The sequence below is a fragment of the Pseudomonas sp. 14P_8.1_Bac3 genome (assembly GCF_025466085.1).
GTDB lineage: Bacteria > Pseudomonadota > Gammaproteobacteria > Pseudomonadales > Pseudomonadaceae > Aquipseudomonas.
Genome location: NZ_JANLOD010000004.1, coordinates 41,088 through 67,080 on the forward strand (window position 1 = coordinate 41,088; position 25,993 = coordinate 67,080).

Genomic DNA, 25,993 nt, shown 5'->3' on the forward strand with positions numbered 1-25,993 from the left:
ACAGGCGCTAAAGAACTAGAGCCCTTCCAGCTCCGCCATCAAATCATTCAACCGATCCACCTTCTCCCCGGTGATGTCACTGGCCGCCAACCCCTCGATGTACCCGGCCAACTCCTCCACCGTGCTGCACTCGAACATCGCCCGCAACGGCACATCCCGTTGCAGCGTTTTCTGCACCCGTGAAGCGATCTGCGTCGCCAGCAACGAATGGCCGCCGAGCTCGAAGAAGTTGTCGCGAATGCCCACCTGCCCGACCTTCAATACCTCGGCCCAGATCGCCGCCAGGGTCTGCTCCAGTTCATTGCGCGGTGCCTGGTAATCCTGCTGCTGCAACTGGCCGATCTCCAGCGCCGGCAATGCCTTGCGGTCCAGTTTGCCGTTGGCATTGAGCGGCATCCGCTCCAGCCACAACCAGTGCAGCGGCACCATGTATTCCGGCAGTTCGGCGCGCAGACGCTGCTTGATGCGCTCCAGGCGTTCGGCCGGATTCAACGTGCAATCCGCCGCCACCAGATAACCCACCAGGTGCTTGCCGTTCACGCCCTCCTGCACCCCGACCGCCGCTTCACGCACTTCGGGCTGCTCATGCAGACGCGCTTCGATTTCACCCAGTTCTATGCGATAGCCGCGAATCTTCACCTGGTGGTCGATGCGACCGACGTACTCCAGCACGCCATCACTGCGACGGCGGGCCAGGTCACCGGTGCGATACAGCCGATCGCCCGGCGCGCCAAACGGATCCGGTACAAACACTTGCGCGGTGCGCAGCGGATCGCTGACGTAACCGCGCCCAACGCCGGTGCCCGCCACGCACAGCTCGCCTACCGCACCCAAGGGCACCAACTCCAGCGCGCCGTCGAGCAGGTACAAACGGTTGTTGTCGGTCGGCGTACCAATCGGTAAATAACTGCCGCGGGTCGAGGCTATATCGACGCGGAAGAGCGCCACGTCGTCCGAGCATTCCGCCGGCCCGTAAGCATTCACCAGCCCGATGTCCGGGTAGCGCAGCAACCACTGATGGGCCAGCTCTGGCGGCATCGCTTCACCGGTCGGCAGCATCCAGCGCAGGCCATCGAGGCGCATGCGCTCCGGGGCGAGCATGCCCTGGATCAGCGACGGCACACTCTCCAGCACGGTGATGCCTTGCGCCGACACATGCGCCAGCAAGCCTTGCGGATCATGGGCAATCGTGTTCGGCACAATGTCCACCCGCGCACCGAACAACGGCGCGGCGAGGAACTGCCAGACCGAAATGTCGAAGCTTTGCGAGGCGGTCTGTGCGATCACGTCGGCCGCGCTCAGATCCAGGTACGGAACCTTGCTCAACTGGTTATTGAGCATGCCGCGCTGCTCGACCATCACGCCCTTCGGCAGGCCGGTGGAGCCCGAGGTGTAGATCACGTAGGCCAGGTTATCCGGGGCGCTGTAAAGGCCGGGATTCACATCCGACACGTCGCTCGCCTGCACGTCCTCCCACACCAGCAGCCGAGGCCGATTGGCACAGGCGAATTCGTCCAGCAACGCTCGCGCCTGTTCATGGCAGGCCCGCGTGCAGACCAGCAACGGCGTGCGGCTCAGGTCGATGATCCGGCTCAACCGCTGACTCGGCAGCCCCGGATCCAGCGGCAGATAACCCGCACCCGCCTTGAAGGTGCCGATGATCATCCCGAGCAGATCGAGGTTGCGTTCCGCCAGCAACGCCACCGGTTGATCCAGCCCGACACCGGCCGCGATCAGCGCGTGGCCGAGACGGTTGCTGCGCTGGTTCAGCTCGGCATAGCTGTGTTGCTGATCGAGGCAACTGGCGGCGATCCGTTGTGGATGCAGCGCCACCTGAGCCTCGAACAACTCAACGTAGCTTTTCTCCAGCGGGTACGGGTGCTCGCTCTGGTTGCAGCCGTGGATCAGGAAATCCTGTTCTGCGCCACCCAGCAGCGGCAAGTCCGCCATGTCGCCATGAAAGCCTTCCACCAGCGCCAGGAGCAAACGCTTGAACTCAGCGAGCATGCGATCGACGGTGGATTGGTCAAAATATCGCTGGTCGTAGGACAGGTGCAGACCGAGGTCATCGCCTGGGTAACACACCGCCGTCAGCGGGAAGTTGGTGTGGGTCCGCCCCGAATCCGAGGTCGCATTGAGGCTTTGCGCGCGGTCCAGCACCGAGACTTCCACCGGCGCGTTTTCGAAGACGAACAGGCTGTCGAACAGCGGCTGGCCTTTCGGCAATTCGCTGTTTTCCTGGATGCTCACCAACGGCAGGTATTCGTACTCACGCAGTTGCATGTTGCTGTCGAGCAAACCGCTCAGCCACTGGCGCACGCTGCACCGCTGATCGTCTTCGGGCATTTTCACCCGCAGCGCGATGCTGTTGATGAACAGGCCGACGGTGCGTTGCATTTCCGGCATCTCCACCGGGCGCCCGGCCACCGTGACGCCGAACAGCACGTCGCGATCGCCGCTCAAGCGCCGCAGCACCAGGGCCCACGCCGCCTGGGCGAAGGTGTTGACGGTCAACTGATGGGCCTGCGCCAGTTCGCGTAATTGCGCACCGTCGCGGGCGTCGAGGCGGGTGTAGCGGTCGCCGACGATCATGCCGCCGCTGTCACCGGCGTGTTCGCGCAGGAACGGTCGGTCGCTCGGAATCGGCGTGGTCCGTTCGAAGCCTTGCAGGTTGTTTTTCCACCACTGCCGCGCCTCGGCCAGGCTTTGGCGCTGCAGCCAGCCGATGTAGTCGCGATAACGCGGCGGCACCGCCAGTTGCGCCTCCCGGCCTTCACCGAGCGCAGTGTAGATCTCGAAGAAATCGTTCATCAGCAGCGAACGGCACCAGGCGTCGATGAGGATGTGGTGATTGCTCATCATGAACCAGTAGCGCGCTTCGCCGACGCGGATCAAACGCAGGTGGAAAGGTGCCTGGTTTAGCAGATCGAAGCCGGCTTCGCGCTCGCTTTTCAACAGTGCCTGCAGCTTCGGCTCCTGTTCGGCTTCGGCGATTGCGCGCCAGTCCAGGTAGTCGATCGGCGTGCTGCCCGGCTTGTGGATCACTTGCAGCATGGCCTCGCCGACGTTCCAGCAGAACGACGCGCGCAACGCTTCGTGACGGGCGATCACCGCTTGCCAGGCGTCGGCGAATCGCTGCGGATCCAGCGCGCTGTTGATGCGGTAACGATCCTGCATGTAGTAGAGGCCGGTGCCGGGTTCGAGCAAGGTGTGCAGGAGCATGCCTTCCTGCATCGGCGTCAGCGGGTAGACGTCTTCGATCAGCGCGGCGGGAATTGGCAAGGCGTCGAGCTGTGGTTGGGTCAGCCTGGCCAGCGGGAAATCCGACGGCGTCAGGCCGCCCGCATCGTCGCGCAGGCAATGCCTGATCAGGCTCTGCAGCTCGCCGAGGTAAGCGTCCGCCAGTTCGTTGATGGTTTGCGGGTCGTGGCGTTCGGCGCTGAAGGTCCAGCGCAGCACCAGTTCGCCGCCGTAGACCTGACTGTCGACGCTCAGCTCGTTGGGCAGCGGCGCCCGCGGATCGTGGGCGGCTCCGACCGGCTCATCCAGCGGACGGAACAATGCGTCCGCGCCAAAGCTCTGGTCGAACTGGCCGAGGTAGTTGAAGGTGATCGGCGCCAGCGGCAGCGCGGCCATGGCCTCCCGGCACGCTTCATCGGCGAGGTAACGCAGCACGCCATAGCCCAGCCCCTTGTGCGGCACAGCGCGCAGCTGTTCCTTGATCGCCTTGATCGAGGCGCCCTGCCCGGCCGCTTCTTCGATGTGCACGGGGGTCAGGCGCAGCGGGTAGGCGCTGGTGAACCAGCCGACGGTGCGGGTCAGGTCGATCTCGTCGAACAGGGCTTCGCGACCGTGGCCCTCAAGTTGAATCAACGCCGATTCATCACCGCTCCAGCGGCACAGCACGCGCGCCAGTGCGGTCAACAACAGGTCGTTGACCTGAGTGCGATAGGCACTCGGCGCCTGTTGCAGCAGTTGCCGGGTGGACTCGGCATCGAGGCGCACGCTGACGGTGTCGGCGTGACGATGCTGCCGGCCGCCTTCAGGACGCTCACACGGCAATTCGGCGCTCGGCCCGGCCAGTTGCGCTTGCCACCAGCGCAGTTCTTCGCGCAGGGATTCGCTGCCGGCATAGGCCAGCAAGCGCGCGGCCCAGTCCTTGAAGGCGCTGGTTTTCGCCGGCAGCTTGACCGACTGCCCGGCTTGCAGTTGGCGATACACCGTTTGCAGATCGTCCAGCAGCACGCGCCAGGAAACACCGTCCACTACCAAATGGTGGATCGCCAGGAACAGCCGTTGCTGGCCCTCGGGACCGTCGACCAGCAACACCCGCATCAACGGCCCATGGTCGAGATCAAGGCTGCGCTGGGCGTCGGCAAACAGCGCCGCGCATTGCTCCATCGCCGTTACCCGCACTTGCCACAATGCGGGAGCGTCGGACACCGGCTGATGCGCGGCAGTCCATCCGCCCGCCGTCTCGCTGAAACGCAGGCGTAACGCGTCGTGCTGTTCGATCACCGCCAACAGCGCTTGCTCCAGGCGATGCGGTTCCAGCATCACGGTGGGCTCCAGCAGCAACGCCTGGTTCCAGTGCTGACGCTCGGCAATGTCGGTGGCGAAGAACCAATGCTGGATCGGCGTCAAGCGCGACTCACCGCTGAGCAAGCCTTGCTCTGCCGTGACTTGCTCGGTACGGCTGGCCACGGCGGCGAGGGTCTGCACGGTCTGGTGCTGGAACAGGTCCCGCGGACTGAAGTGAATGCCCTGCTGCCGCGCGCGGCTGACCACCTGGATCGACAGGATCGAGTCGCCGCCCAGTTCGAAAAAGTTGTCGTTGAGGCCGACCTGCGCGACGTTCAGCACGTCGCACCAGATCTGCGCCAGGGTCATCTCCAGCTCGTTGCTCGGCGCCACGTACTGTTGGCGATTGAGCTCTGGGTCCGGCGCCGGCAAGGCACGGCGATCAAGCTTGCCGTTGGCGGTCAGCGGCATGCTCGCCAGCAGGATCAGGTGCGTCGGCACCATGTATTCCGGCAACTGGGATTTCAGATGATTTTTCAGGGTTTCGCGCAGCGCGGCTTGTTGCGTGTCGTCCTGTTCGGCGACGTCGGTGACCAGATAGCCCACCAGTTGCTTGCCGCTCGGTGCGTCGAGCGCCAGCACCACCGCTTCCCGGATCGAATCATGGTCCAGCAGGCGGGTTTCAATCTCGCCCAGCTCGATGCGGAAACCGCGAATCTTCACTTGATGGTCGATGCGGCCGAGGTATTCCACCAGGCCATCGGCGCGCTGCCGCACCCAATCGCCGGTGCGGTAAATACGCCCACCGTCAGTGGAAAACGGGTTGGCCACGAAGCGCTCGGCGGTGATGCCCGGGCGGTCGTGATACCCCTGGGCCAGGCCGGCGCCGCCGACGTACAACTCGCCCGTCGCGCCTTGTGGCACCAAGGCCAGGTCGGCGTCGAGGATGTACGCCACGCGCGCGCCGATCACGCTGCCGATCGGCACGCTGGCCGAACCTTCCTCCAGTTGCTGCGGCGCCAGGCAGGCCAGCGGCATGACCACGGTTTCGGTCGGTCCATAGGCGTTGAAGAACAGGCCCGGAGTGAACGCCGCACGAATCCGTTGCAGGTGTTCACCGGTCAGCGCTTCGCCGCCGGTGATGCACATGCGCACCGGCAGCGTCTCGCCTTGGGTCGCCAGCCACTGCGCCAACTGGCTGCCGTAGCTCGGGGTGAAACCGAGGATGTTGATGTGGTGACGACGGATCAGTCCGCAGATTTCTTCCGCGTCCCACTGGCCCTGAGCGCGCAACACGACGTGCGCGCCGCTCAACAACGGCACCAGCAACCGCTCGGTTGCCGCGTCGAAGTTGATCGAGTAGAAGTGCAGCTCACAGTCGTCCGGGCGCATGCCGAAACGCTCGATCACCGCGCGGCAATGCATGGCGATTTCACCGTGGGACACCACCACGCCTTTCGGCTTGCCGGTGGAGCCTGAGGTGTAGATCAGGTACGCCTGATGTTGCGGCAGGCTGATCGATGGCAACTCGCTGATCGGGTAACTCGCCAGTTCCGCCGCGTCGTCTTCCAGGCACCAACGGCCTACGTTAGCCGGCAGCTCACCGAGCGCGGCAAACATCGCTGCATCGCTGAGCAGCAGGCCGACGCCGCTGTCTTCAATCATGTAATGCAGACGGTCGAGCGGGTATTCCGGATCCAGCGGCACATAGGCGCCACCGGCCTTGAGGATCGCCAACAGGCCGATGACCATGTCCAGCGAACGTTCAAGCGCCAGGCCGACGCGAACCTGCGGCCCGACGCCGCGCTCGCGCAGCATCCAGGCCAGTTGATTGGCGCGGCTGTCGAGCTCGGCGTAACTCAGGGTTTGCCCGGCGAACGTCAATGCCGGCGCGTCTTTACGCACCAGGGCCCGCTCGCTGAACAGGTGATGAACGCACTGATCCAGACGATGCTCGCCCGGCTCGACACCGAGGCTGTCGAGCAGTTGTTGCTGCTCCGTGGCTTCGAGCAACGGCAATTGGCTGAGGCGCTGGTGCGGATCGCCCAGCAGCGCTTCGAGAAGGTTGCGCCAGTGACCGGCCATGCGCGCGATGCGCGGCTCGTCGAACAGGTCGGTGCTGTAAGTCAGGCAGCAACCGAGGCGATGATCGAGGTCGGTGACTTCCAGGTTGAGGTCGAATTTGGTCGCGCGGGCATCGTTGGCCAGGTACTCGACGGTCATGCCGGCGAGGGTGCGGCTTTGCTGGAATTCCCAACGCTGCACGTTGCACATCACTTGGAACAGCGGGTTGTAGGCAGCGCTGCGCGGCGGCTGCAACGCCTCGACCAGATGATCGAACGGCAGGTCCTGATGGGACTGGCCTTCGATGACGGTGTGGCGCACCTGCGCGAACAATTCGCCGACGGACATCTGCCCGTCGAGCTGACAACGCAGCACCTGGGTGTTGAGGAACGCGCCGATCAGGCCTTCGCTTTCCGGACGAATCCGGTTGGCCACCGGCGCGCCGATGCGCAGGTCGGTCTGGCCGCTGTAGCGGTAAAGCAGCACCGCCAGCGCGGCGGTCATGGTCATGAACAGGGTCAGGCCGTTTTGCGCATTGAACGTGCGAACCCGTGCCGCGAGGTCGTCGCTGAGGTCGAACCGGAACAACTCGCCCTGATGGCTTTGCACCGCAGGACGCGGACGGTCCGCGGGCAGTTCCAGTAGCGGATGTTCGCGGCCCAGTTGCGCAGTCCAGTAATCGAGCTGACGCTGGCGCTCGCCGGATTCCAGCCACTGCCGCTGCCACACGCTGTAATCCAGGTACTGCACCGGCAGCGGCGCCAGTGGCGACTCGCGGTCATCGACGAAGGCTTCGTAGAGCGCGCTGAGTTCCCGGGCGAAAATATCCATCGCCCAGCCTTCGGTGACGATGTGGTGCAAGGTCAGCACCAGGTAATGTTCCTGCTCGGCGGTCTTGACCAGACAGGCACGCAGCAGTGGCCCGGTTTCCAGGTCGAAGGGCTGATGCGCTTCGCTGTCGGCCAGGGCTTGAACCCGTTGTTCGCGCAGCTCGGCAACCAGCGCCGAGAAATCTTTCCAGTCCATGCGCATCCCGGTCTCCGGGTGCACCCGTTGCTGCGCCACGCCGTCGACGCTCGGGAACGTGGTGCGCAGGGTTTCGTGGCGCATGATCAGCGCTTGCAACGCCGTCTCGAAACGCCCGACATCCAGCACCCCGCGCAGCCGCGCCATGCCGCCGACGTTGTAGGCCGGGCTGTCCGGTTCCATCTGCCACAGGAACCACATGCGTTGCTGGGAATAGGACAGTGGCACCGGTTGGCTGCGGTCGACTTTCTCGATCGGCGGCTGTTGATGGGTGCGGCCGCTCGCCTGAACCTGTTGCACCTGCTCGGCGAACGCGCCCAGTTCGCTGTGTTCGAACAGCGCGCGCAACGGCAGTTCGACGTTACAGGCCTGACGGCTGCGAGAGATGATTTGCGTCGCCAGCAACGAATGGCCGCCGAGGGCGAAGAAGTCGTCGCGCAGACCGATCCGCTTCAGGCCCAGCACCTCTCGCCAGATGGCGGCGAGCTGCTGCTCAAGTTCAGTCACCGGTTCAACGTGTTCGCGCACTTGCCAGTGCGGTTCCGGCAAGGCGCGACGATCGAGTTTGCCGCTCGGGCTCAGGGGCATTGCGTCCAGGCGCATCAGTTGCGCCGGGACCATGTATTCCGGCAATTCGGCCGCCAGCGCGGTGTTCAGGCGCGTGGTTTGCGCGTCTTCGCTTTCAGCGGTTTCGCTGGCGGTGTAGTAGCCGATCAGTTGGCCACCGGCGGCGGTTTCGCGCACCAGCACCACCGCTTGGGCGACGCCGCCCTGCGCCAGCAAACGCGCCTCGATTTCTTCCGGCTCGACGCGGAAGCCGCGCAGTTTGACCTGCTGATCGAGTCGGCCGAGGTATTCGATCACGCCGTCGGCGCTCCAACGCGCGCGGTCACCGCTGCGGTACAAACGGGCGCCCTGCTCGCCCAACGGATCGACGACGAAGCGTTCAGCGGTCAGGCCAGGACGGCCCAGATAGCCTCGCGCCAGACCCATACCGCTGATGCACAGTTCACCCGGCACGCCGGCCGGAACCGGGTTGAGGTCATTGTCGAGGATTCGGCAAACGACGTTGCCCAACGGCCGGCCAATCGGCGAACGCTCACCATCCGCGCGGGTGCAATGCCAGTGGGTGACGTTGATTGCGGTTTCGGTCGGGCCATAACGGTTGTGCAGGTGCACCGCTGGCAGGTGCTCCAGCACCCGATTGCGCAACTCGGCGGGCAACGCTTCGCCACCGGAGAACAGCCGGCGCAGGCTGGTGCATTCGGCGCTCAACGGTTCATCGATGAACAGCGTCAACAGCGGTGGCACAAAGTGCAGCGTGGTCACACCGTACTGCTGAACCAGCTGCGCGATGCGCTGCGGGTCGCGGTGTTCGCCGGGGGCGGCGATCAGCAGGCGCGCGCCGGTGATCAGCGGCCAGAAGCATTCCCACACCGACACGTCGAAACTGATCGGCGCCTTTTGCATCAGCACATCGCTGTCGTTCAGGCGATAGGTGTGCTGCATCCATTGCAAACGTTCGGCGAGCGCCGCGTGGGTGTTGCCGACGCCCTTCGGCTGGCCGGTGGAGCCGGAGGTGTAGATCACGTAGGCGAGGTTGTCGCCGTGCAGATGCAGGCCCGGTGCCTGGCTCGGCCAGTTCTCCAGATGCAACGCGTCCATGGCGATCACGCTGACACCGTCGCTGGCCGGCAGTCGATCAAGCAACTGCGTTTGCGTCAGCAGCAATTCCACGCCGCTGTCGCCGAGCATGTAGGCGAGGCGCTCGGCGGGGTAATCCGGGTCCAGCGGCACGTAGGCACCGCCGGCCTTGATGATCGCCAGCACACCGATCAACAGTTGCGGCGAACGCTCCGCGGCGATGGCCACGCACACGTCCGGGCCGACGCCTTTATCGCGCAGATAATGCGCAAGGCGATTGGCCTGGGTGTGCAGTTCGGCGAAATCGAGGCTGCCGCCGTCCCAGATCAGCGCGGTGCGCTCCGGGGTCAGGCGCGCCTGTTCGCCAAGCAGTTCCGGCAGCCATTGGCTGGCCACCGGGCACGGCGCGACGCTCCAGTGGGCGAGCTGATCGCGCTCGGTCGGCGCCAACAATGGCAGGTCGCCGATAGCCGTGTTCGGTTGCGCGCACACGGCGCGTAGCAGCTGACTGAAATGCTCGGCCAGACGCTCGATGGTGCTGGCGTCGAAAAGTTCGCTGGCGTAATCGAAAGACAGGCTCAGGCGCCCGTTACGGTCCTCTTCGCTGTGCAGCTGCAGGTCGAACTTGGCTTCGCGGCTGTGCCACGGCAGTTCTTCGGCGAGCAGTCCGGGCAGGCGTCGTAGCGCGCTCAGGTCCCGTTGCTGGTGGTTGAACATGACTTGGAACAGGCCCTGCTCGCGAGCCTGGGGGAACGCTTCCAACAGTTGCTCGAACGGCAGGTCCTGATGCGCTTGCGCGCCCAACGCCGCGTGGCGGGTTTGCGCCAGCAGCTCGATGAACGGCAGCCGCGAATCCACCTCGGCGCGCAGCACCTGGGTGTTGATGAAAAAACCGATCAGCCCTTGGGTTTCCAGGCGTGGGCGGTTGGCGTTGGGCACGCCGATGCGGATGTCGCGCTGGCCGCTGTAGCGGTGCAACAGGCTCTGGAACGCCGCGAGCAACAGCATGAACGATGTGGATTGATGGGCCTGGGCAGTCTGGCGAATGGCATCGCTGAGGGTTGCGTCCAAACGGAGGGTGTGACGCGCCGCGCTGTGCAGGTGCTGCGCCGAACGCGGGTGATCGGTGGCCAGGCTCAGGGGCGGATGATCGTCGCCCAACTGCGCTTTCCAGTAGGCCAGTTGCCGCTCGCCCTCGCCTTGCGCAAGCCATTGACGCTGCCAGCTGCCGTAGTCGGCGTATTGCGTGGGCAATGCGGGCAACGTCGCCGTCTGCCCTTGTGAAGCCGCCGCATACAGCCGTGAGAACTCGTCGATCAGCACGTTCAGCGACCAACCGTCGGCGATGATGTGGTGCAACGTCACCAGCAACTGATGATCCTCATCGTCGAGGCGCACCAGGGTCACCCACAGCAGCGGACCTTTCTGCAGATCGAACTGGGTGTGCGCTTCGTCTTCACGGATTTGCTGCGCCCGCGCTTCACGCTCGGCGGCGGGAAGGTCGCTGATGTCGATCCGTTGCAGGTCGAATTCGCTGGCAGCATCCACCTGTTGCAGCGCCGCGCCGTCGCGTTCGAAGAAGCGCGTGCGCAGGGCTTCGTGGCGCTCGATCAGTTGCTGGAAACTGCTGCGCAGGGCCTCTTCATTCAGTTCGCCGCGCAAGCGCAAGGCACCGGGAATGGTGTAGGCGCTGCTCTGCGGGTCCAGTTGCCAGGTAATCCACAAGCGGTTTTGCGCCAGGGATTGCGGCAGTGCTTCGGTGCGCGACAGCGTGCTGATCGCGCCTTGGGCCAGGCCGCCGTCCTGTTGCTGCTGCGCGACCGCTCCAGCAAAGGCGCCCAGGGTCGGCGCTTCGAACAGCAGGCGCAGGTTCAGCTCCAGACCCAGGGCTCCGCGCAAACGCGCCACCACCTGCGTTGCGGCGATCGAGTTGCCGCCGAGCAGGAAGAAGTGGTCATCGGCGCTGACCTGTTTCACCTGCAATTGCTCAGCCCAGATCTGCCCGATCAGGCTTTCCAGCTCAGAGCCTGACGCCGCTTGTTCCTCGCTTGGAGCATCCACCGACGGAAACACCGCGTAGCTGTCGAGGCTGCCGTCCGCCAGGCGATTGCGGCATGCCGAGCGTTGCAGTTTGCCGCTGGAGGTTTTCGGCAAGGCACCCGGATTGAGCAACACCACCACCCTCGGCGGCTCCTGATACGCCTCGGCAACAGCCTGGCGAATGGCTTTGATCAGCGCCTCCGGCGGCAGGATTTTCTGTACGCTGCGGCTGATTTCCGCGGCGATGCCGATGCCTTCCTGACCGTCGATATTCACCGCGAACGCCGCGACGCGACCTTTACGCACCACTTCCACTTCGCGCTCGACCGTCTGCTCGATGTCTTGTGGGTAGAGGTTGTGTCCGCGGACGATCAACATGTCTTTCAGGCGACCGGTGATGAACAGTTCACCGTCGCGCATGAACCCCAGGTCGCCGGTGCGCAGCCAGGTTTTCCCATCGTGTTGCACGAAAGTCCTGGCGCTGGCCTCGGGATTGCGCCAGTAGCCGTGGGCGATGCTCGGCCCGGCGGCCCAGACTTCGCCAACCGCATTGTCGGCCAACTCGTCGAGGGTTAATGGGTCGACCACCCGCACCGCGTGCGCCGGCTGGCTGCTGCCGCAACTCATGATGGCGCTGCCCTCGCCCACCTCGGCGCGGTGCTGCGCCAATGCCTGATCGTCCACCCGCAGATGGCAGATGCCGTTGCCACGGGCTGTGCCGGCGACGAACAACGTGGCCTCGGCCAGGCCATAGGACGCCATGAAACTGTCCGGGGTAAACCCGCAGCCGGCGAACTTTTCGGCGAAACGCTCCAGAGTGTCGAGGCGAATCGGTTCCGAGCCGGAATAGGCGACGCGCCAGCCACTGAGGTCGAGGCGTTCCAGTGCCGATTCGCTGACCCGCTCGCTGCACAGTCGATAGGCGAAATCCGGCCCGCCGCTGATGGTGCCGCGGTATTCGCTGATCGCTTCCAGCCAACGCAACGGCCGACCGAGGAAGTACGCCGGCGCCATCAACACGCACGGCACGCCGCTGAAAATCGGCTGCAACAGCCCGCCGATCAAACCCATGTCGTGGTACAGCGGCAGCCAGCTGACGATCACATCATCCGGGTTGAGGTCGATGCCGAAGCCGTGGCGAATCAGCAGTTCGTTGGCCACCAGGTTGCCGTGGCTGACCTGCACGCCTTTGGGCAGCGCGGTCGAACCGGAGGTGTATTGCAGGAAAGCCAAGTGATCGTCCGCCAGGTTCGGCTCGACCCAACTGGCGGCCAGCGCACTGTCGAGGGTATCGACGCACAGCAGCGGCGGCGCACCTTCGATGTGCAGCAAGGTGTCGCGCAGGCCCGCGCTGGTCAACAGCAGGCGCGGCTCGGCATCGCTGATGATCGACAGCAAACGTTCCTGGTGATGACGCCTGGCCGACTCCGGCGGATAGGCCGGTACCGCGATCACGCCCGCATACAGGCAACCAAAGAATGCCGCGACGTAGTCCGGGCCGCTGGGAAACAGCAGGACCGCGCGATCACCGAAATCGGTCTTGGCCTGCAAGGCGCCAGCGATCGTGCGCGCCCGTTGATCCAGCTCGCGATAACTGAGCACCACCGTCTGATTCGGGGTTTCGGCGAGAAAACGCAAGGCCACCCGATCCGGTGTCTGGGCCGCGCGGCGCTGAAGGGCTTGGACCAGTGTGCCAGGTATTTCGAACGCGTCGGTCATGGGGTTTCCTGCCTGAATTCGGCTGTAGGGCGAGTGCTTGAGAAAAAAGGAGAACGCCGCGGAGTGTCAGGCGGTCAGCGCCATCGTTGACGACCAACGCGAGCGCGCTCGCTCCTACAGGGTTGTGAGGTTTGCGCTGTTCCATTCACCAATGAGAACGGATGACGTTCTGAAATAATTAGTCGGCAGGCTTCATCGTCAACGGGGGCAGGTTGCGGCAGCGTGTTGCAGTTCTCACTCTGCACCATCGGGAAGCATTAGTTCTCTTTCTCAATTGACAATCATTATCATTAAGAATAATTTGTCGCTCGATGTGTAGGACGGCTCGAAATGACTTGACGTCCCACGACCCCTTTTGCTGCAAGGTGATTTCCATGACGGAACCAGTATCCACAAGCAGGTGCGATTCACCGCTACTTCAGGCGTTCGTCGACAATCGACTGATTCTGGTCAAGATTGCCGCGCGTATTACCGGCTGCCGATCGCGTGCCGAAGATGTGGTTCAGGACGCATTCTTCCGCCTGCAATCGGCGCCGCAGATCACGTCCTCGATCAAGGCTCAGCTCAGTTACCTGTTCCAGATCGTGCGCAACCTGGCGATCGATCACTACCGTAAGCAGGCGCTGGAGCAGAAATATTCCGGACCTGAAGAGGAAGGTCTGAACGTGGTCATCCAGGGTGCTTCGCCGGAAACTTCGCACATCAATTTCTCCACCCTGGAACACATCGCCGATGCGCTGACCGAGCTGCCGAGCCGCACCCGTTATGCCTTCGAGATGTACCGCCTGCACGGCGTGCCGCAAAAGGACATCGCCAAGGAGCTCGGCGTGTCGCCGACCCTGGTGAACTTCATGATTCGTGATGCGCTGGTGCATTGCCGCAAGGTGTCGGGGAGTCGGGCGGACACGTTTGCCCGCCGCTAAAAGCTTCGCTGGCAAGCCAGCTCCCACAGGTTCATCGCTAACCCTGTGGGAGCGGGCTTGCCAGCGATGACTGACTCAAGACCGCCGTAGGTCTTGAGTCCCGAACGTCAAGCCAAGTCGCACCGCTCAAAAAACCGCTCCCGCCCCAACACCATCAGCGCCGCCCGCTTGTGCGGGAAATCGAATTCTTTCTTGCAATGAAAACGCTGCCCCTGCATGTACCCGATCATCTTCGCGTTATCGGCCCGCGGCTCTGCGACCACCCGTTGCGTGCGCGGATCGTCGAGAAACAGGTAATGCGCCAACGCCGATAACCAACTGGCCACCTTGTGCGGACCGCGATGGTTTTCTTCACCGACCAGCATGTGAATGCCACGGTCGTAATCGCCGGCCTCGTAGAACGGCGCGATGCGGTCTTCCTTGGCCCAGTAGGCTTCGAAATAGGCGAACGGTTGATCATCGAAACAGCCGATCAGCGTCACCGTGTGGGGATCAGCTGCGAGTTTGCCCAGGTAGTCGCGATGCTCTTCGAGACTGCCCTGCTCCTGCCAGAAGTTCGCGACCCGCGCGCTGTTCTGCCAGCGGTTGAACCGCGCCAGGTCCAGGTCGATGTCGAGGGTGCGCAGGGAAATCCATACACCCAGCCGCGCATCGAAACGCCGATACACTTCCCCTCGCGGTTTCAACGGCCGCAGTGGATGACGCTTGCCGCCGCTGATGACCATTTGCTGTGGATAACTGCTGGTCAGTGAGTGGCCCAGCCACGGCTGCGGCAACTGCCAGAACAAGGTGCGCTCGCAACGGTACTGGCCGGCGATGTCGGTCGGGATCAGCAACCCGCTGAGCAAGGCTTCGGCAGGCGCTTCATCGAGGTGCCAGGTCAGTTGCTGACAAACGGGATCGCGGGCAAACAGCCAATAACTCGCGGCCCATACGGCGTCCGTGTCCACGCCTGCCTCGACCCGTAGTTGCATTTCCGGCTCACGGGTCAACTGCAGGGTAATCAGCACTTGCGCGTCCAGGCTCAGGCTCAGCCGGTTTTGGCTTTCGTCGGCAACGAGGCGACTGCCCGTCGGCAGGGCCAGGGCAGTCAGGTCATTCAGATCGGGCATGGGTCGGGCTCACGGTAATCGTCGACAGTTCAACGAAGTGACGTGAGCCAGCGTGGGAAATTTAGGATTCTTCACGAATTCCCGGAACACCCGGATAACCCGATAACTGTAGGAGCCAGCTTGCTGGCGATGGAAACACCTGCGCCGCGGTGACGCAGACAGCCCGCGTCATCGTTAACGACCATCGCCAGCAAGCTGGCTCCTACAGGTTTTGTGTGTTTCCCACCTGATTACTGAACCGGCACCACGGCGATCTTGTAGGGATCGAAAATCTTCAGCATCTGGCCGTTGTCGCGCAGCCCTTGCAGCAATTTGCCAAAGGCCTCGCCGCTGATTGGCGCGGCCGGACGGAGGATGGCGTAGTGGTGATAAACCTGATCGACGCGCTGGGACACCAGCAACTGATTGGCGACTTTCTCGTTGCGCAGCAGGTAATCGCTCAGGTACGAGCGCGTCACCAGGGCAATGTCGGCGCGCCCGCGCAGGACCATCAGCAGGTTGCTGTCGTGGGAATAGGTCAGGGTGGCGTTGTAGTTTTGCGCGAGGACTTTCGGGTCGGCATTGAAGTTGGCGAATTCATAGTGATAGCCGCTGAACAATGCCAGGCGCTTGCCGGTGAGGTCGGCGAAATAGTTCTGCTGACGATTCGGTAGCCGTTGCGCGACAAAAATCTCGGCGTCCTCCAGGCCCATGTCCACGTCGGTATGGGGAATGTCCTTCCAACCCCAGTTCGGGTTCTCGAAAATCGCCATGTCCACCCGGCCCTGCTTGAAGTCGCCGAAGCGTCGCGGAATCGAGGTCGGCACCAGCACAAACTGATAGTCGCTTTGCAAGGCATTGAGCGCTACGACCAATTGCGGCAGCAGGCCGGTGTCCGCGCCGGATTCCGGGCGCACGGTATAAGGCGGGAAATGTGCTGCACCGATGCGCACCAGTTGCGCAGCCGGGGACGGCAATGCCCACAACGCTGCAAGTGTCGCCAGCAAAAGCCACGAGGCCATCCGAATTGGCGAAGACTTCAAAACAACCCACTCCCCAAAAAATACGCATCAATCCATTCAAGCTAGGCGGTTTCGGCCACTTAGCCAGTTTCCAGCGGCCCTGCGCAACCTATTGTTTTTCTTCCAGCACCAGAATCAACGCCTCATCGGCCAATTGGTCGAGGCTGAGGCTGCCACCCGCGCGAAACCAGGTGGTGGTCCAGGACAGTGCACCGGTCAAAAAGCGCCGCGTGATGAACACGTCACCGCGAATGAAACCGGCCTCTTTCGCCTCGCCCAGCACCTGCAGCCAGAGGTCTTCATAGATGTCGCGCAGCGCCAGGACCTTGGCCTGCCCCTCGTCGGACAGCGAACGCCATTCATACACCAGCACCGCCATGGCCTCGCCGCTGCCGCCCATGATCGACTGCAATTCACAGCGGATCAGCGCCAGCACCCGCTCGCGCACGCTGCCGGCCTCGGCCATGGCGGCGCGCATCAGGGCGGTGTTGTAGCGAATGGTTTCCTCCATGACCGCCCGGAGGATCTCGTCCTTGCTTTTGAAGTGGTGGAAAATGCTCCCCGACTGAATGCCCACGGCGCCGGCCAGATCGCGTACCGTGGTGCGCTCGAAGCCTTTATTGCGAAACAGATGAGCCGCCACTTGCAGCAGTTTGCCGCGGGCGCTGTCAGGGTCGGTCAACTGGCCGCTGTCGACCAGTTCACGCATGACCCTCAGGGCTTTTTGCTCGTCCACCCGTTCTCTCCTACAGTCGAATACACCGCTAAAAACAGCGGGGTTGCGCGGGCAATTTAAGCTGGCGAAGGCAACCAAGCAAGCGCTCGGGCAGAAGATAGCCCAGGCATTTACAAACCAAGCGCTTGCTTGGTAGTCTCGATGCACGTTCGTGGGAGGTGGCTATGGAAAGGGCTGTGCCTGAAACTGTTCGCATCGGTTGCGCCAGCGCCTTCTGGGGCGACACCTCGACCGCCGCCGCGCAACTGGTGGAAGGCGGGCGCCTGGATTACCTGGTGTTCGATTATCTGGCAGAAATCACGATGTCGATCATGGCTGGCGCGCGAATGAAAGATCCCCAGGCCGGGTATGCCAGCGACTTCATCGACGTCCTCAGCCCGCTGCTGGAGCAACTGGCGGAACAGAACATCCGTGTCATCAGCAACGCCGGCGGTATCAATCCCCAGGCCTGCGCTGCGGCGCTACGAGCGGCGTGCGATCAGGCCGGCGTGGACCTGAAGATCGCCGTGCTGCTGGGCGATGATTTGCAACCGCAGTTCGAACAGCTGAGCACACTGGGCCTGCACGAGATGTTCAGCGGGGCCCCTTTGCCGCCGAGGTGCGTGTCCACCAACGCCTACCTGGGCGCACCCGGCATTGTCGAAGCCCTGCGCCTGGGGGCGGACATCGTGATCACCGGGCGCGTGGTCGACAGCGCCGTGGTCAGCGCGGCACTGGTGCATGAATTCGGCTGGTCCTGGCACGACTACGACAAACTTGCCCAAGCCGCCCTCGCCGGCCACATCATCGAATGCGGCGCCCAGTGCACCGGCGGCAACTTCACCGACTGGCGCGACGTGCCCGACTACGAACACATCGGTTTCCCCATCGTCGAGGTCAGCACCGACAGCCAGTTCATTGTCAGCAAGCCGCAAGGCTCCGGTGGCCTGGTCACGCCGCTCACCGTTGGCGAACAGATGCTCTATGAAATCGGCGACCCGCAGGCGTATCTGTTGCCGGATGTCATCTGCGATTTCACTCAGGTCAAACTGCAACAACAGGGCAAGAATGCGGTGCGAGTGCATGGCGCAAAAGGCCTGCCGCCCACTGATCAGTACAAGGTCAGCGCGACCTTCCCGGATGGCTTCCGCTGCACCGCCAGTTGCCTGATCGCCGGGATCGATGCGGTCGACAAGGCGCGCCGGGTCAGCGACGCGATCATCAACAAGACCGCCGAAATCTTCAGCCAGCGCGGCTGGGCACCCTACAGCGAAGTGAACATCGAGCTGCTGGGCAGCGAGGCGACCTACGGCCCCCACGCCCTGCGCCACGACACCCGCGAAGTGGTGATCAAACTCGCCGTGCGCCACCCGAACAAACAAGCGCTGGTCGTGTTCTCCCGAGAAATTGCCCAGGCCGCCACCGGCATGGCGCCGGGGCTGACCGGGATCGTCGGCGGCCGTCCGACCGTGTACCCGCTGATCCGCCTGTTCTCGTTCCTGATCGACAAAACCGCCTGCACACTGGAAATCGACCTCGACGGCCAGCGTCACCCGTGCCCCCTGCCCGCCCTCGATACGCTAGCCACTGCGGACCTGCCGGTACCCTTTGACCCACCCAAACCCACGGGCCGCGCCGACGCCAGCGTGGCGTTGATCAAACTCGCGGTCGCACGCTCCGGCGACAAGGGCAACCACAGCAACATCGGCGTCATGGCCCGCGAGCCGGAGTACCTGCCGTGGATTGCCGAGGCCCTGACCCCGGAAGTGCTCGTCGACTGGATGAGCCATGTGCTCGATCCGATCCACGGACGCGTCGAGCGCTGGTACCTGCCAGCGACCCACAGCCTGAATTTCCTGCTGGAAAATGCCTTGGGCGGTGGCGGCATGGCCAGCCTGCGCATCGACCCGCAAGGCAAAGCCTTCGCCCAACAGCTGCTGGACATCCAGATTCCGGTGCCGCAAAGCATCGCCGACCAGGTCAACTAGAGGACTGCCGCCGTGGCCTACGATTCGATTTTCAAAGCCGATTTGTTTGCCGGTCAAACCATCATCGTTACCGGCGGCGGCAGCGGCATCGGCCGCTGCACCGCCCATGAACTCGCGGCCCTCGGCGCCCATGTGCTGCTGGTCGGGCGCAAGGCCGACAAACTGAAAACCGTGGCGGCGGAGATTGCCGAAGATGGCGGCAAGGCCGACTGGCAGACCTGCGACATTCGCGATGAAGAAGCCGTGAAGTACCTGGTCAGCGAACTGATCCGCCAGCACGGCCCGATTCACGGGCTGGTCAACAACGCTGGCGGGCAATACCCGTCGGCACTGGCCTCAATCAATCAGAAAGGTTTCGAAACCGTGATGCGCACCAACCTGGTGGGCGGTTTCCTGATGGCCCGGGAAGTGTTCAATCAATCCATGAGCAAGCATGGCGGCGCCATCGTCAACATGCTCGCCGACATGTGGGGCGGCATGCCCGGCATGGGCCACTCGGGGGCGGCACGCTCGGGCATGGACAACCTGACCAAGACCGCGGCATTCGAATGGGGTTACGCCGGCGTGCGGGTCAATGCGGTGGCGCCGGGCTGGATTGCCTCCAGCGGCATGGACACTTACGAAGGCGCGTTCAAAGCGGTGATTCCGACCTTGCGCGAACACGTGCCGCTGAAGCGCATCGGTACCGAATCGGAAGTCAGCGCGGCGATCGTGTTCCTGCTCAGCCCGGCGGCGGCCTTCGTCAGCGGCAGCACTCTGCGCATCGACGGCGCTGCCAGCCTTGGCGGCCGGGCGTGGCCGATCCACAAGGCGACGAACAGCGCGTCGTACAACGGTTTCCATCGCGCCGACTTGCCAGAAGTACTCAGGCCGGACGTGCTCAACAAGGACAGGGAATAAACCATGCCGGTGATCCAGTCGCACATCGACCCGCTCAGTGGGCCGTTCGCCCGCAACCGCGCAGCGATGCTGGCCGCCATCGAGCACGTCCGCCAGCTCGAACAAAACCTGCTGAACAAAGCCGCCGAGGCCAAACCGAAGTTCGACAAGCGCGGGCAGTTGCTGCCCCGTGAACGCCTCAACCTGTTGCTCGACCCCGGCGCGCCGTTTCTCGAACTGGCCAGCCTGGCCGGCTATAAATTGCACGACGACAAGGACGGCAGCGCGGCGGGCGGCGGCTTGATCGCGGGGATTGGCTACGTGTCCGGCGCGCGCGTCCTGGTGGTCGCCAACAACAGTGCAATCAAGGGCGGGACGATTTCCCCCAGCGGCCTGAAAAAGTCCCTGCGCCTGCAACAGATCGCCATGGAAAACAAACTGCCGGTGATCACCCTCGCCGAAAGTGGTGGCGCCAACCTCAATTATGCGGCGGAGATTTTCGTCGAAGGCGCGCGCAGTTTTGCCAATCAGGCACGGATGTCGGCGATGGGGTTGCCGCAGATCACCGTGGTCCACGGCTCGGCCACGGCGGGCGGTGCGTATCAGCCGGGGTTGTCGGATTACGTGGTGGTGGTGCGCGGCAAGGCCAAGTTGTTTCTCGCCGGCCCGCCATTGCTCAAGGCCGCCACAGGCGAAGTCGCCACCGATGAAGAACTCGGCGGCGCCGAGATGCACGCGCAAACTGCGGGCACCGCTGAATACCTGGCCGAGAACGATGCTGATGGCGTGCGTCAGGTCCGGGAGATTGTCAGTGTGTTGTCGTGGAACGACCAACTGCAGTGGCTGCCCGAACGTCGCTGGGACGCACCGCTTTACCCGATCGACGAACTGCTCGGACTGATTCCCGACGATCCGAAAAAGCCCTACGACGTTCGCGAAATCATCGCGCGGATCGCCGACGGTTCCAGCTTCCTCGAGTTCAAAAGCGAGTTCGATCAACAGACCGTTTGTGGTCACCTGCAGATCGAGGGCCGTGCCTGTGGCTTCATCGGCAACAACGGCCCGATCACGCCCAAAGGCGCGAGCAAGGCGGCGCAGTTCATTCAGCTGTGTGACCAGAGCCGCACGCCGCTGCTGTTCTTCCACAACACCACCGGCTTCATGGTCGGCACCGAGTCGGAACAACAAGGCGTGATCAAGCACGGCGCCAAGATGATCCAGGCGGTGGCCAATGCGCGGGTGCCGAAACTGACCATCGTCGTCGGCGGCTCCTATGGCGCCGGCAACTATGCCATGTGTGGTCGCGGCCTCGACCCGCGCTTCATCTTCGCCTGGCCCAACAGCCGCACGGCGGTGATGGGCGGTGCCCAGGCTGGCAAGGTGCTGCGCATCGTCACCGAGGCCAAGCAACTGAAGGACGGCCTGGTGCCCGACCCGAAAATGCTCGACATGCTGGAGCAGGTCACCGCGCAAAAACTCGACAGCCAGTCCACCGCGCTGTACGGCAGCGCCAGCCTGTGGGACGACGGCCTGATCGACCCACGGGACACCCGGACCCTGCTGGGGTACTTGCTGGACATTTGTCATGAGGCGGACATGCGGCCGCTGCAACCCAACAGCTTTGGCGTAGCCCGGTTCTGAACCGGCTCCAGGAGAACAATAAAAATGATCTTCACCCAGGAACACGAAGCACTGCGCCGCACCGTCCGCCAATTCGTCGATCACCAGATCAACCCGCACGTCGATGAATGGGAAAAGGCCGAGCGTTTCCCCATCCATGAAATCTTTCGCAAGGCCGGCGACCTCGGTTTGCTGGGGATTTCCAAACCGGAAAAATTCGGCGGCATGGGGCTCGACTACAGCTATTCGATCGTCGCCGCCGAAGAGTTCGGCACCATCCATTGCGGCGGGATCCCGATGTCCATCGGCGTGCAGACCGACATGTGCACCCCGGCGCTGGCGCGCTTCGGCTCCGATGAATTGCGCGAAGAATTCCTGCGCCCGGCGATCACCGGCGAGCAGGTCGGTTGCATCGGCGTGTCCGAAGTCGGCGCCGGTTCCGACGTCGCCGGTCTGAAGACCACGGCGCGCAAGGATGGCGACGACTACGTGATCAACGGTAGCAAGATGTGGATCACCAACTCGCCGAGCGCCGATTTCATCTGCCTGCTGGCCAATACTTCGGACGACAAACCGCACATCAACAAGTCGCTGATCATGGTGCCGATGAGCACGCCGGGCATCACCCTCAGTTCGCACCTGGACAAGCTCGGCATGCGCAGCTCGGAAACTGCCCAGGTGTTTTTCGACAATGTGCGCGTACCGCAGCGCAACCGCATCGGCCACGAAGGCGCGGGGTTCATGATGCAGATGCTGCAGTTCCAGGAGGAACGGCTGTTCGGCGCGGCGAACATGATCAAGGGTCTGGAGTATTGCGTCGACAGCACCATCGAGTATTGCAAGGAGCGCAAGACCTTCGGCAATGCGCTGATCGACAACCAGGTCATCCACTTCCGCCTCGCCGAGTTGCAAACCGAAATCGAATGCCTGCGGGCGCTGGTCTATCAGGCCACCGAGCAATACATCAAGGGTCAGGACGTCACGCGCCTGGCATCGATGGCCAAGCTCAAGGCCGGGCGACTGGGCCGCGAGGTCAGCGACAGCTGCCTGCAATATTGGGGCGGCATGGGCTTCATGTGGGACAACCCGGTGGCCCGTGCCTACCGCGATGTGCGGCTGGTCTCGATCGGCGGCGGTGCCGATGAAATCATGCTGGGGATCATCTGCAAACTCATGGGCATCCTGCCAGGGAAAAAGCAATGAGCAGCCTGCCGCTGTGCCAGACGCTGTTGCTCGAACCCCATAACGGCGTGCTGCACGTCACCCTCAACCGCCCGGAAAGCCGCAATGCCATGAGCTTGCACATGGTCGCCGAGTTGCGTTCGGTGCTGGCGGCGGTGCGCGACGATCGGGGGATTCGGGCCCTGGTCATTGGCGGTGCCGGCGGGCATTTCTGCGCCGGTGGCGACATCAAGGACATGGCCAGCGCCCGCGCTCAGGGAGCGGACGCCTATCGCGACTTGAACCGGGCCTTCGGCGCACTCCTGCAAGACGTGCAACACGCACCCCAAGTGGTGATCACCGTGCTGCAAGGCGCGGTGCTCGGTGGAGGCTTGGGCCTGGCGTGTGTCAGCGATGTCGCCCTGGCGGATCATCAAGCGCAATTCGGCCTGCCGGAAACCAGCCTCGGCGTGTTGCCCGCGCAGATCGCCCCCTTCGTGGTCCAGTGCATCGGTCTGACCCTCGCACGACGACTGGCCCTGACGGCGGCCCGGTTCGATGGCACCCAGGCGCGGCGCATGGGCCTGGTGCATTTTGTCGAGCATGACGCGCAAGCGCTGGCCGAGCGTCTCGATGAAATCCTCGCGCATGTGCTGTGCTGCGCGCCGGAGGCAAATGCACGGACCAAACAGCTGTTGCTGAAAAGCGCCGGGCAGGTGTCGGATGCGTCGCTGGATGAGGCCGCACAGTGGTTTGGCGAAGCGGTGACCGGGGCGGAAGGGATTGAGGGGACGATGGCTTTTGTGCAGAAACGCAAACCGGGATGGGCGCCTTGAAAACATCGCCAGCAAGCCGGCTCCTACCGGGAATACATTCCAATGGTGGGGCGGGCTTGCTCACGAAGAGGCCCTCACATTTACTGCAAAAACCTGGGGAACCCCGCCATGCCCACCCTGAAAAAAATCCTGATCGCCAACCGCGGTGAAATCGCCTGCCGCATCCAGCGCACCGCCCAGGGCCTGGGCTACCGGACCGTCGCCCTCTTCAGCGATGCCGACGCCAATGCCCTGCACGTCCGGATGGCCGACGAAGCCGTCAACATCGGCCCGGCGCCGGTGCAGCAGTCCTACCTGAACATCCCGGCCATCCTCGACGCAGCCCGGCGCACGGGCGCCGACGCGATCCATCCCGGCTACGGCTTCCTCTCGGAAAACGCCGAATTCGCCCGCGCCTGCCAGCAGGCCGGCCTGACCTTCATCGGCCCCAGCCCCGACGCCATCGAGTTGATGGGCAGTAAACGCCTGTCAAAACTCGCCATGCTCGACGCCGGCGTGCCCTGCATCAAAGGCTATCAGGGTGCCGAGCAGGATGACGCGACGCTCAGCCGCGAAGCCGAACGCATCGGTTTTCCATTGATGATCAAGGCCAGTGCCGGCGGTGGCGGACGCGGCATGCGCCTGGTGCACGATGCGACGCAGTTGCTCGCGCAACTCCGCACCGCACGCTCCGAAGCGCTGCATGGCTTTGGCAACGATGAGCTGATCCTTGAACAGGCATTGATCGATCCACGGCACGTCGAAGTTCAACTGTTCGGTGACCAACAGGGCAACCTGATCTACCTCGGCGAGCGCGATTGTTCGATCCAGCGTCGCCACCAGAAAGTCATCGAGGAAGCGCCCTGCCCGGTCATGACCGCGCCATTGCGCCAAGCCATGGGCGAAGCGGCGCTCAAGGCCGGGCGCGCGGTGAACTATGTAGGCGCCGGCACCGTGGAGTTTCTGCTGGATGCCCACGGGCAATTTTATTTTCTGGAAATGAACACCCGGTTGCAGGTGGAACATCCCGTTACCGAACTGATCACCGGGCTGGACCTGGTGGCATGGCAACTGCGCGTTGCCGAAGGATGGCCGTTACCCCTGCGTCAGGATCAGGTGCAGCTCAACGGTCACGCCATGGAAGTGCGTCTGTATGCCGAAGACCCGACTCAGGGATTTCTCCCGCAAACCGGGCGCATTACCGCCTGGGAGCCCGCGTTGCAGAACGGCGTACGCATTGACCACGGGCTGCTTGAAGAGCAACACGTCAGCCCGTTCTATGACCCGATGCTGGGAAAGATCATCGCCCACGGCGCGAGCCGCGAGGAGGCCCGGCGCAAATTGCTGCGGGCGGTGCAGGACAGCGTGCTGCTGGGCCTGCCGAGCAATCAACGCTTGCTCGCCAATCTGCTGGAACATCCGCAGTTCATCAGCGGCGACTTCAGCACCGGGTTCATTCCCACCCATTTCGCCGACCCTGCCTGCCTTCAGGCTCATGTGCCCAGCGCCGCAGAACTGGCAATTGCGGCGGCGCTTTTCTATCAAGCGTCGGCGCAGGCTCATCCCCGCGCGTTGGCCGGGTGGCGCAACAACGCCAGTGCGCCGCTGCAATACCGCATCGGTGTGGAGGATCGGGACTGGCCGGTGCAATTCAGCGCACTGCCGGGCGAACTGTACCGGATTCAAGTCGCGGCACAGGACCTCGAACTGAACGTCATCGAATGCGACGGGCGCTGGGCCCTCCTGGAAATCGATGGCGTTCGCCAGCGGCATGCTTACCGCCTCGAAACCGGGCAACTCTGGCTGTTCACCCGGCCCGGCAGCTTGCGGCTGGAGAATCGCACCCAGGCGCTGGTCAGTAGCCAGGCCAGCGTCAGCTCCGGCACGCTGAAGGCACCGATGGACGGCGCGATCGTCGACGTGCTGGTCGCTGAAGGCAGTCCGGTCCGCAAGGGTCAACTGCTGGTGGTGCTGGAAGCCATGAAAATGGAGCATCCGCTGAAGTCAGGCATCGACGGCGTGCTCAAACGCTTGCAGGTCCGGGTCGGCGATCAGGTGAAAAATCGTCAGATTTTGTTGGAGGTCGAATAACCCGCTAGGCGGATCCGCCGGGTTTGGCTACGCTCAAGCCCTATCAGGACGCGGATATCAGGAACCCTGCAATGCCTCACTGGCTGGTCATTGATCTGGAAGCCACCACTGATGAAGGCGGCTGGCCGGTCACGGAAATGGAAATCATCGAAATCGGCGCGACGCTGGTGGACCGCCAGGGTCGTGAGCTGGATCACTTTCAGCGCTTCGTGCGGCCGTTGCGTCGGCCTCTGCTCACGCCGTTTTGCCGGGAACTGACCCACATCACCCAAGCCAATATCGACACAGCGCTGCCATTGACCGAGGTCTGGCCGGCCTTCGAACGCTGGCTCGGGCAACATCACTCACGCCTTGAAGGCTGGGCCAGTTGGGGCGATTACGATCGCCAACAACTGCTTCAGGAATGGCAGCACCTGCAACTCGACAGCGAACTGAGCCGCGTACCGCACATGAACCTCAAGCAGCGCTTTGCCAAGGCCCGCAGGCTGGAACGCCCGCTGGGGCTAAATGGTGCGCTGCAACTGGCGGGCATGCAGTTCAGTGGCCAGCAGCACCGGGCGCTGGAGGATGCGCGTAATACAGCACGCCTGTTACCGCTGGTTCTGCCGTTCTAGAGAGATGACGCCGCCGAGGGCCTTGTGCATACTGGCCGGCCCTTTTTAGTCCTTTTCGAG

12 protein-coding genes are annotated in these 25,993 nt (G+C 63.4%); 8 read left to right on the forward strand and 4 right to left on the reverse strand.

The window, feature by feature from the left end:
* Positions 1–15: 15 nt before the first annotated feature.
* Positions 16–13,014 (reverse strand): non-ribosomal peptide synthetase, encoded by a 12,999-nt coding sequence (locus NTD84_RS00920; RefSeq protein ID WP_262162822.1) that lies wholly within the window; start codon positions 13,012–13,014, stop codon positions 16–18.
* Positions 13,015–13,388: 374 nt separating this feature from the next.
* On the opposite strand from NTD84_RS00920, the gene NTD84_RS00925 reads away from it, so the two are divergent.
* Complete coding sequence (locus NTD84_RS00925; RefSeq protein WP_262162825.1) at positions 13,389–13,937, forward strand: RNA polymerase factor sigma-70; 549 nt, start codon at positions 13,389–13,391, stop codon at positions 13,935–13,937.
* A gap of 107 nt (positions 13,938–14,044) precedes the next feature.
* Here NTD84_RS00925 and NTD84_RS00930 read toward each other — a convergent pair whose 3' ends face one another.
* The 3 genes from NTD84_RS00930 to NTD84_RS00940 form a co-directional block, all read right to left on the reverse strand.
* Positions 14,045–15,049: a GNAT family N-acetyltransferase gene (locus NTD84_RS00930; protein WP_262162827.1), complete on the reverse strand. Its 1,005-nt coding sequence runs from the start codon at positions 15,047–15,049 to the stop codon at positions 14,045–14,047.
* A gap of 230 nt (positions 15,050–15,279) precedes the next feature.
* Positions 15,280–16,050, reverse strand: coding sequence for a substrate-binding periplasmic protein (locus NTD84_RS00935; protein ID WP_262162829.1), 771 nt, complete (start codon positions 16,048–16,050; stop codon positions 15,280–15,282).
* Positions 16,051–16,159: 109 nt separating this feature from the next.
* On the reverse strand, positions 16,160–16,786 hold the full coding sequence (locus NTD84_RS00940) for a TetR/AcrR family transcriptional regulator (RefSeq protein WP_262162831.1): 627 nt from the start codon (positions 16,784–16,786) through the stop codon (positions 16,160–16,162).
* Positions 16,787–16,962: 176 nt separating this feature from the next.
* Here NTD84_RS00940 and NTD84_RS00945 point away from each other — a divergent pair, with 176 nt between their 5' ends.
* From NTD84_RS00945 to NTD84_RS00975, 7 genes are all read left to right on the forward strand, one after another.
* On the forward strand, positions 16,963–18,753 hold the full coding sequence (locus NTD84_RS00945) for an acyclic terpene utilization AtuA family protein (protein WP_262162833.1): 1,791 nt from the start codon (positions 16,963–16,965) through the stop codon (positions 18,751–18,753).
* A gap of 12 nt (positions 18,754–18,765) precedes the next feature.
* Positions 18,766–19,653 carry an SDR family oxidoreductase gene (locus NTD84_RS00950; protein ID WP_262162836.1) on the forward strand — a complete coding sequence of 296 codons (888 nt, stop codon included), beginning with the start codon at positions 18,766–18,768 and terminating at the stop codon, positions 19,651–19,653.
* Positions 19,654–19,656: 3 nt separating this feature from the next.
* A complete protein-coding gene (gene atuC, locus NTD84_RS00955) occupies positions 19,657–21,273 on the forward strand; it encodes a geranyl-CoA carboxylase subunit beta (RefSeq protein WP_262162837.1) in 1,617 nt (538 codons plus the stop codon).
* 24 nt (positions 21,274–21,297) lie between these two features.
* The gene (gene atuD / locus NTD84_RS00960) at positions 21,298–22,455 is read left to right on the forward strand and encodes a citronellyl-CoA dehydrogenase (protein ID WP_262162838.1); all 1,158 of its coding nucleotides are present in this window, start codon (positions 21,298–21,300) and stop codon (positions 22,453–22,455) included.
* The gene (locus NTD84_RS00965) at positions 22,452–23,249 is read left to right on the forward strand and encodes an enoyl-CoA hydratase/isomerase family protein (protein ID WP_262162839.1); all 798 of its coding nucleotides are present in this window, start codon (positions 22,452–22,454) and stop codon (positions 23,247–23,249) included. Before atuD ends, NTD84_RS00965 begins: the two co-directional genes overlap by 4 nt.
* A gap of 108 nt (positions 23,250–23,357) precedes the next feature.
* Entirely contained in the window at positions 23,358–25,319 is a 1,962-nt protein-coding gene (locus NTD84_RS00970; protein WP_262162840.1) for an acetyl/propionyl/methylcrotonyl-CoA carboxylase subunit alpha, read from the forward strand.
* A gap of 71 nt (positions 25,320–25,390) precedes the next feature.
* Positions 25,391–25,933 (forward strand): exonuclease domain-containing protein, encoded by a 543-nt coding sequence (locus tag NTD84_RS00975; RefSeq protein ID WP_262162841.1) that lies wholly within the window; start codon positions 25,391–25,393, stop codon positions 25,931–25,933.
* Positions 25,934–25,993 lie beyond the last annotated feature (60 nt).

Bases quoted from the DNA above. Each gene is read 5' to 3' on its own strand.
- NTD84_RS00970 (WP_262162840.1), top strand. From the start codon at position 23,358: ATGCCCACCCTGAAAAAAATCCTGATCGCCAACCGCGGTGAAATCGCC.
- NTD84_RS00930 (WP_262162827.1), bottom strand. From the start codon at position 15,049: ATGCCCGATCTGAATGACCTGACTGCCCTGGCCCTGCCGACGGGCAGT.
- NTD84_RS00925 (WP_262162825.1), top strand. From the start codon at position 13,389: ATGACGGAACCAGTATCCACAAGCAGGTGCGATTCACCGCTACTTCAG.
- atuD (WP_262162838.1), top strand. From the start codon at position 21,298: ATGATCTTCACCCAGGAACACGAAGCACTGCGCCGCACCGTCCGCCAA.
- NTD84_RS00920 (WP_262162822.1), bottom strand. From the start codon at position 13,014: ATGACCGACGCGTTCGAAATACCTGGCACACTGGTCCAAGCCCTTCAG.
- NTD84_RS00935 (WP_262162829.1), bottom strand. From the start codon at position 16,050: ATGGCCTCGTGGCTTTTGCTGGCGACACTTGCAGCGTTGTGGGCATTG.
- NTD84_RS00975 (WP_262162841.1), top strand. From the start codon at position 25,391: ATGCCTCACTGGCTGGTCATTGATCTGGAAGCCACCACTGATGAAGGC.
- atuC (WP_262162837.1), top strand. From the start codon at position 19,657: ATGCCGGTGATCCAGTCGCACATCGACCCGCTCAGTGGGCCGTTCGCC.
- NTD84_RS00965 (WP_262162839.1), top strand. From the start codon at position 22,452: ATGAGCAGCCTGCCGCTGTGCCAGACGCTGTTGCTCGAACCCCATAAC.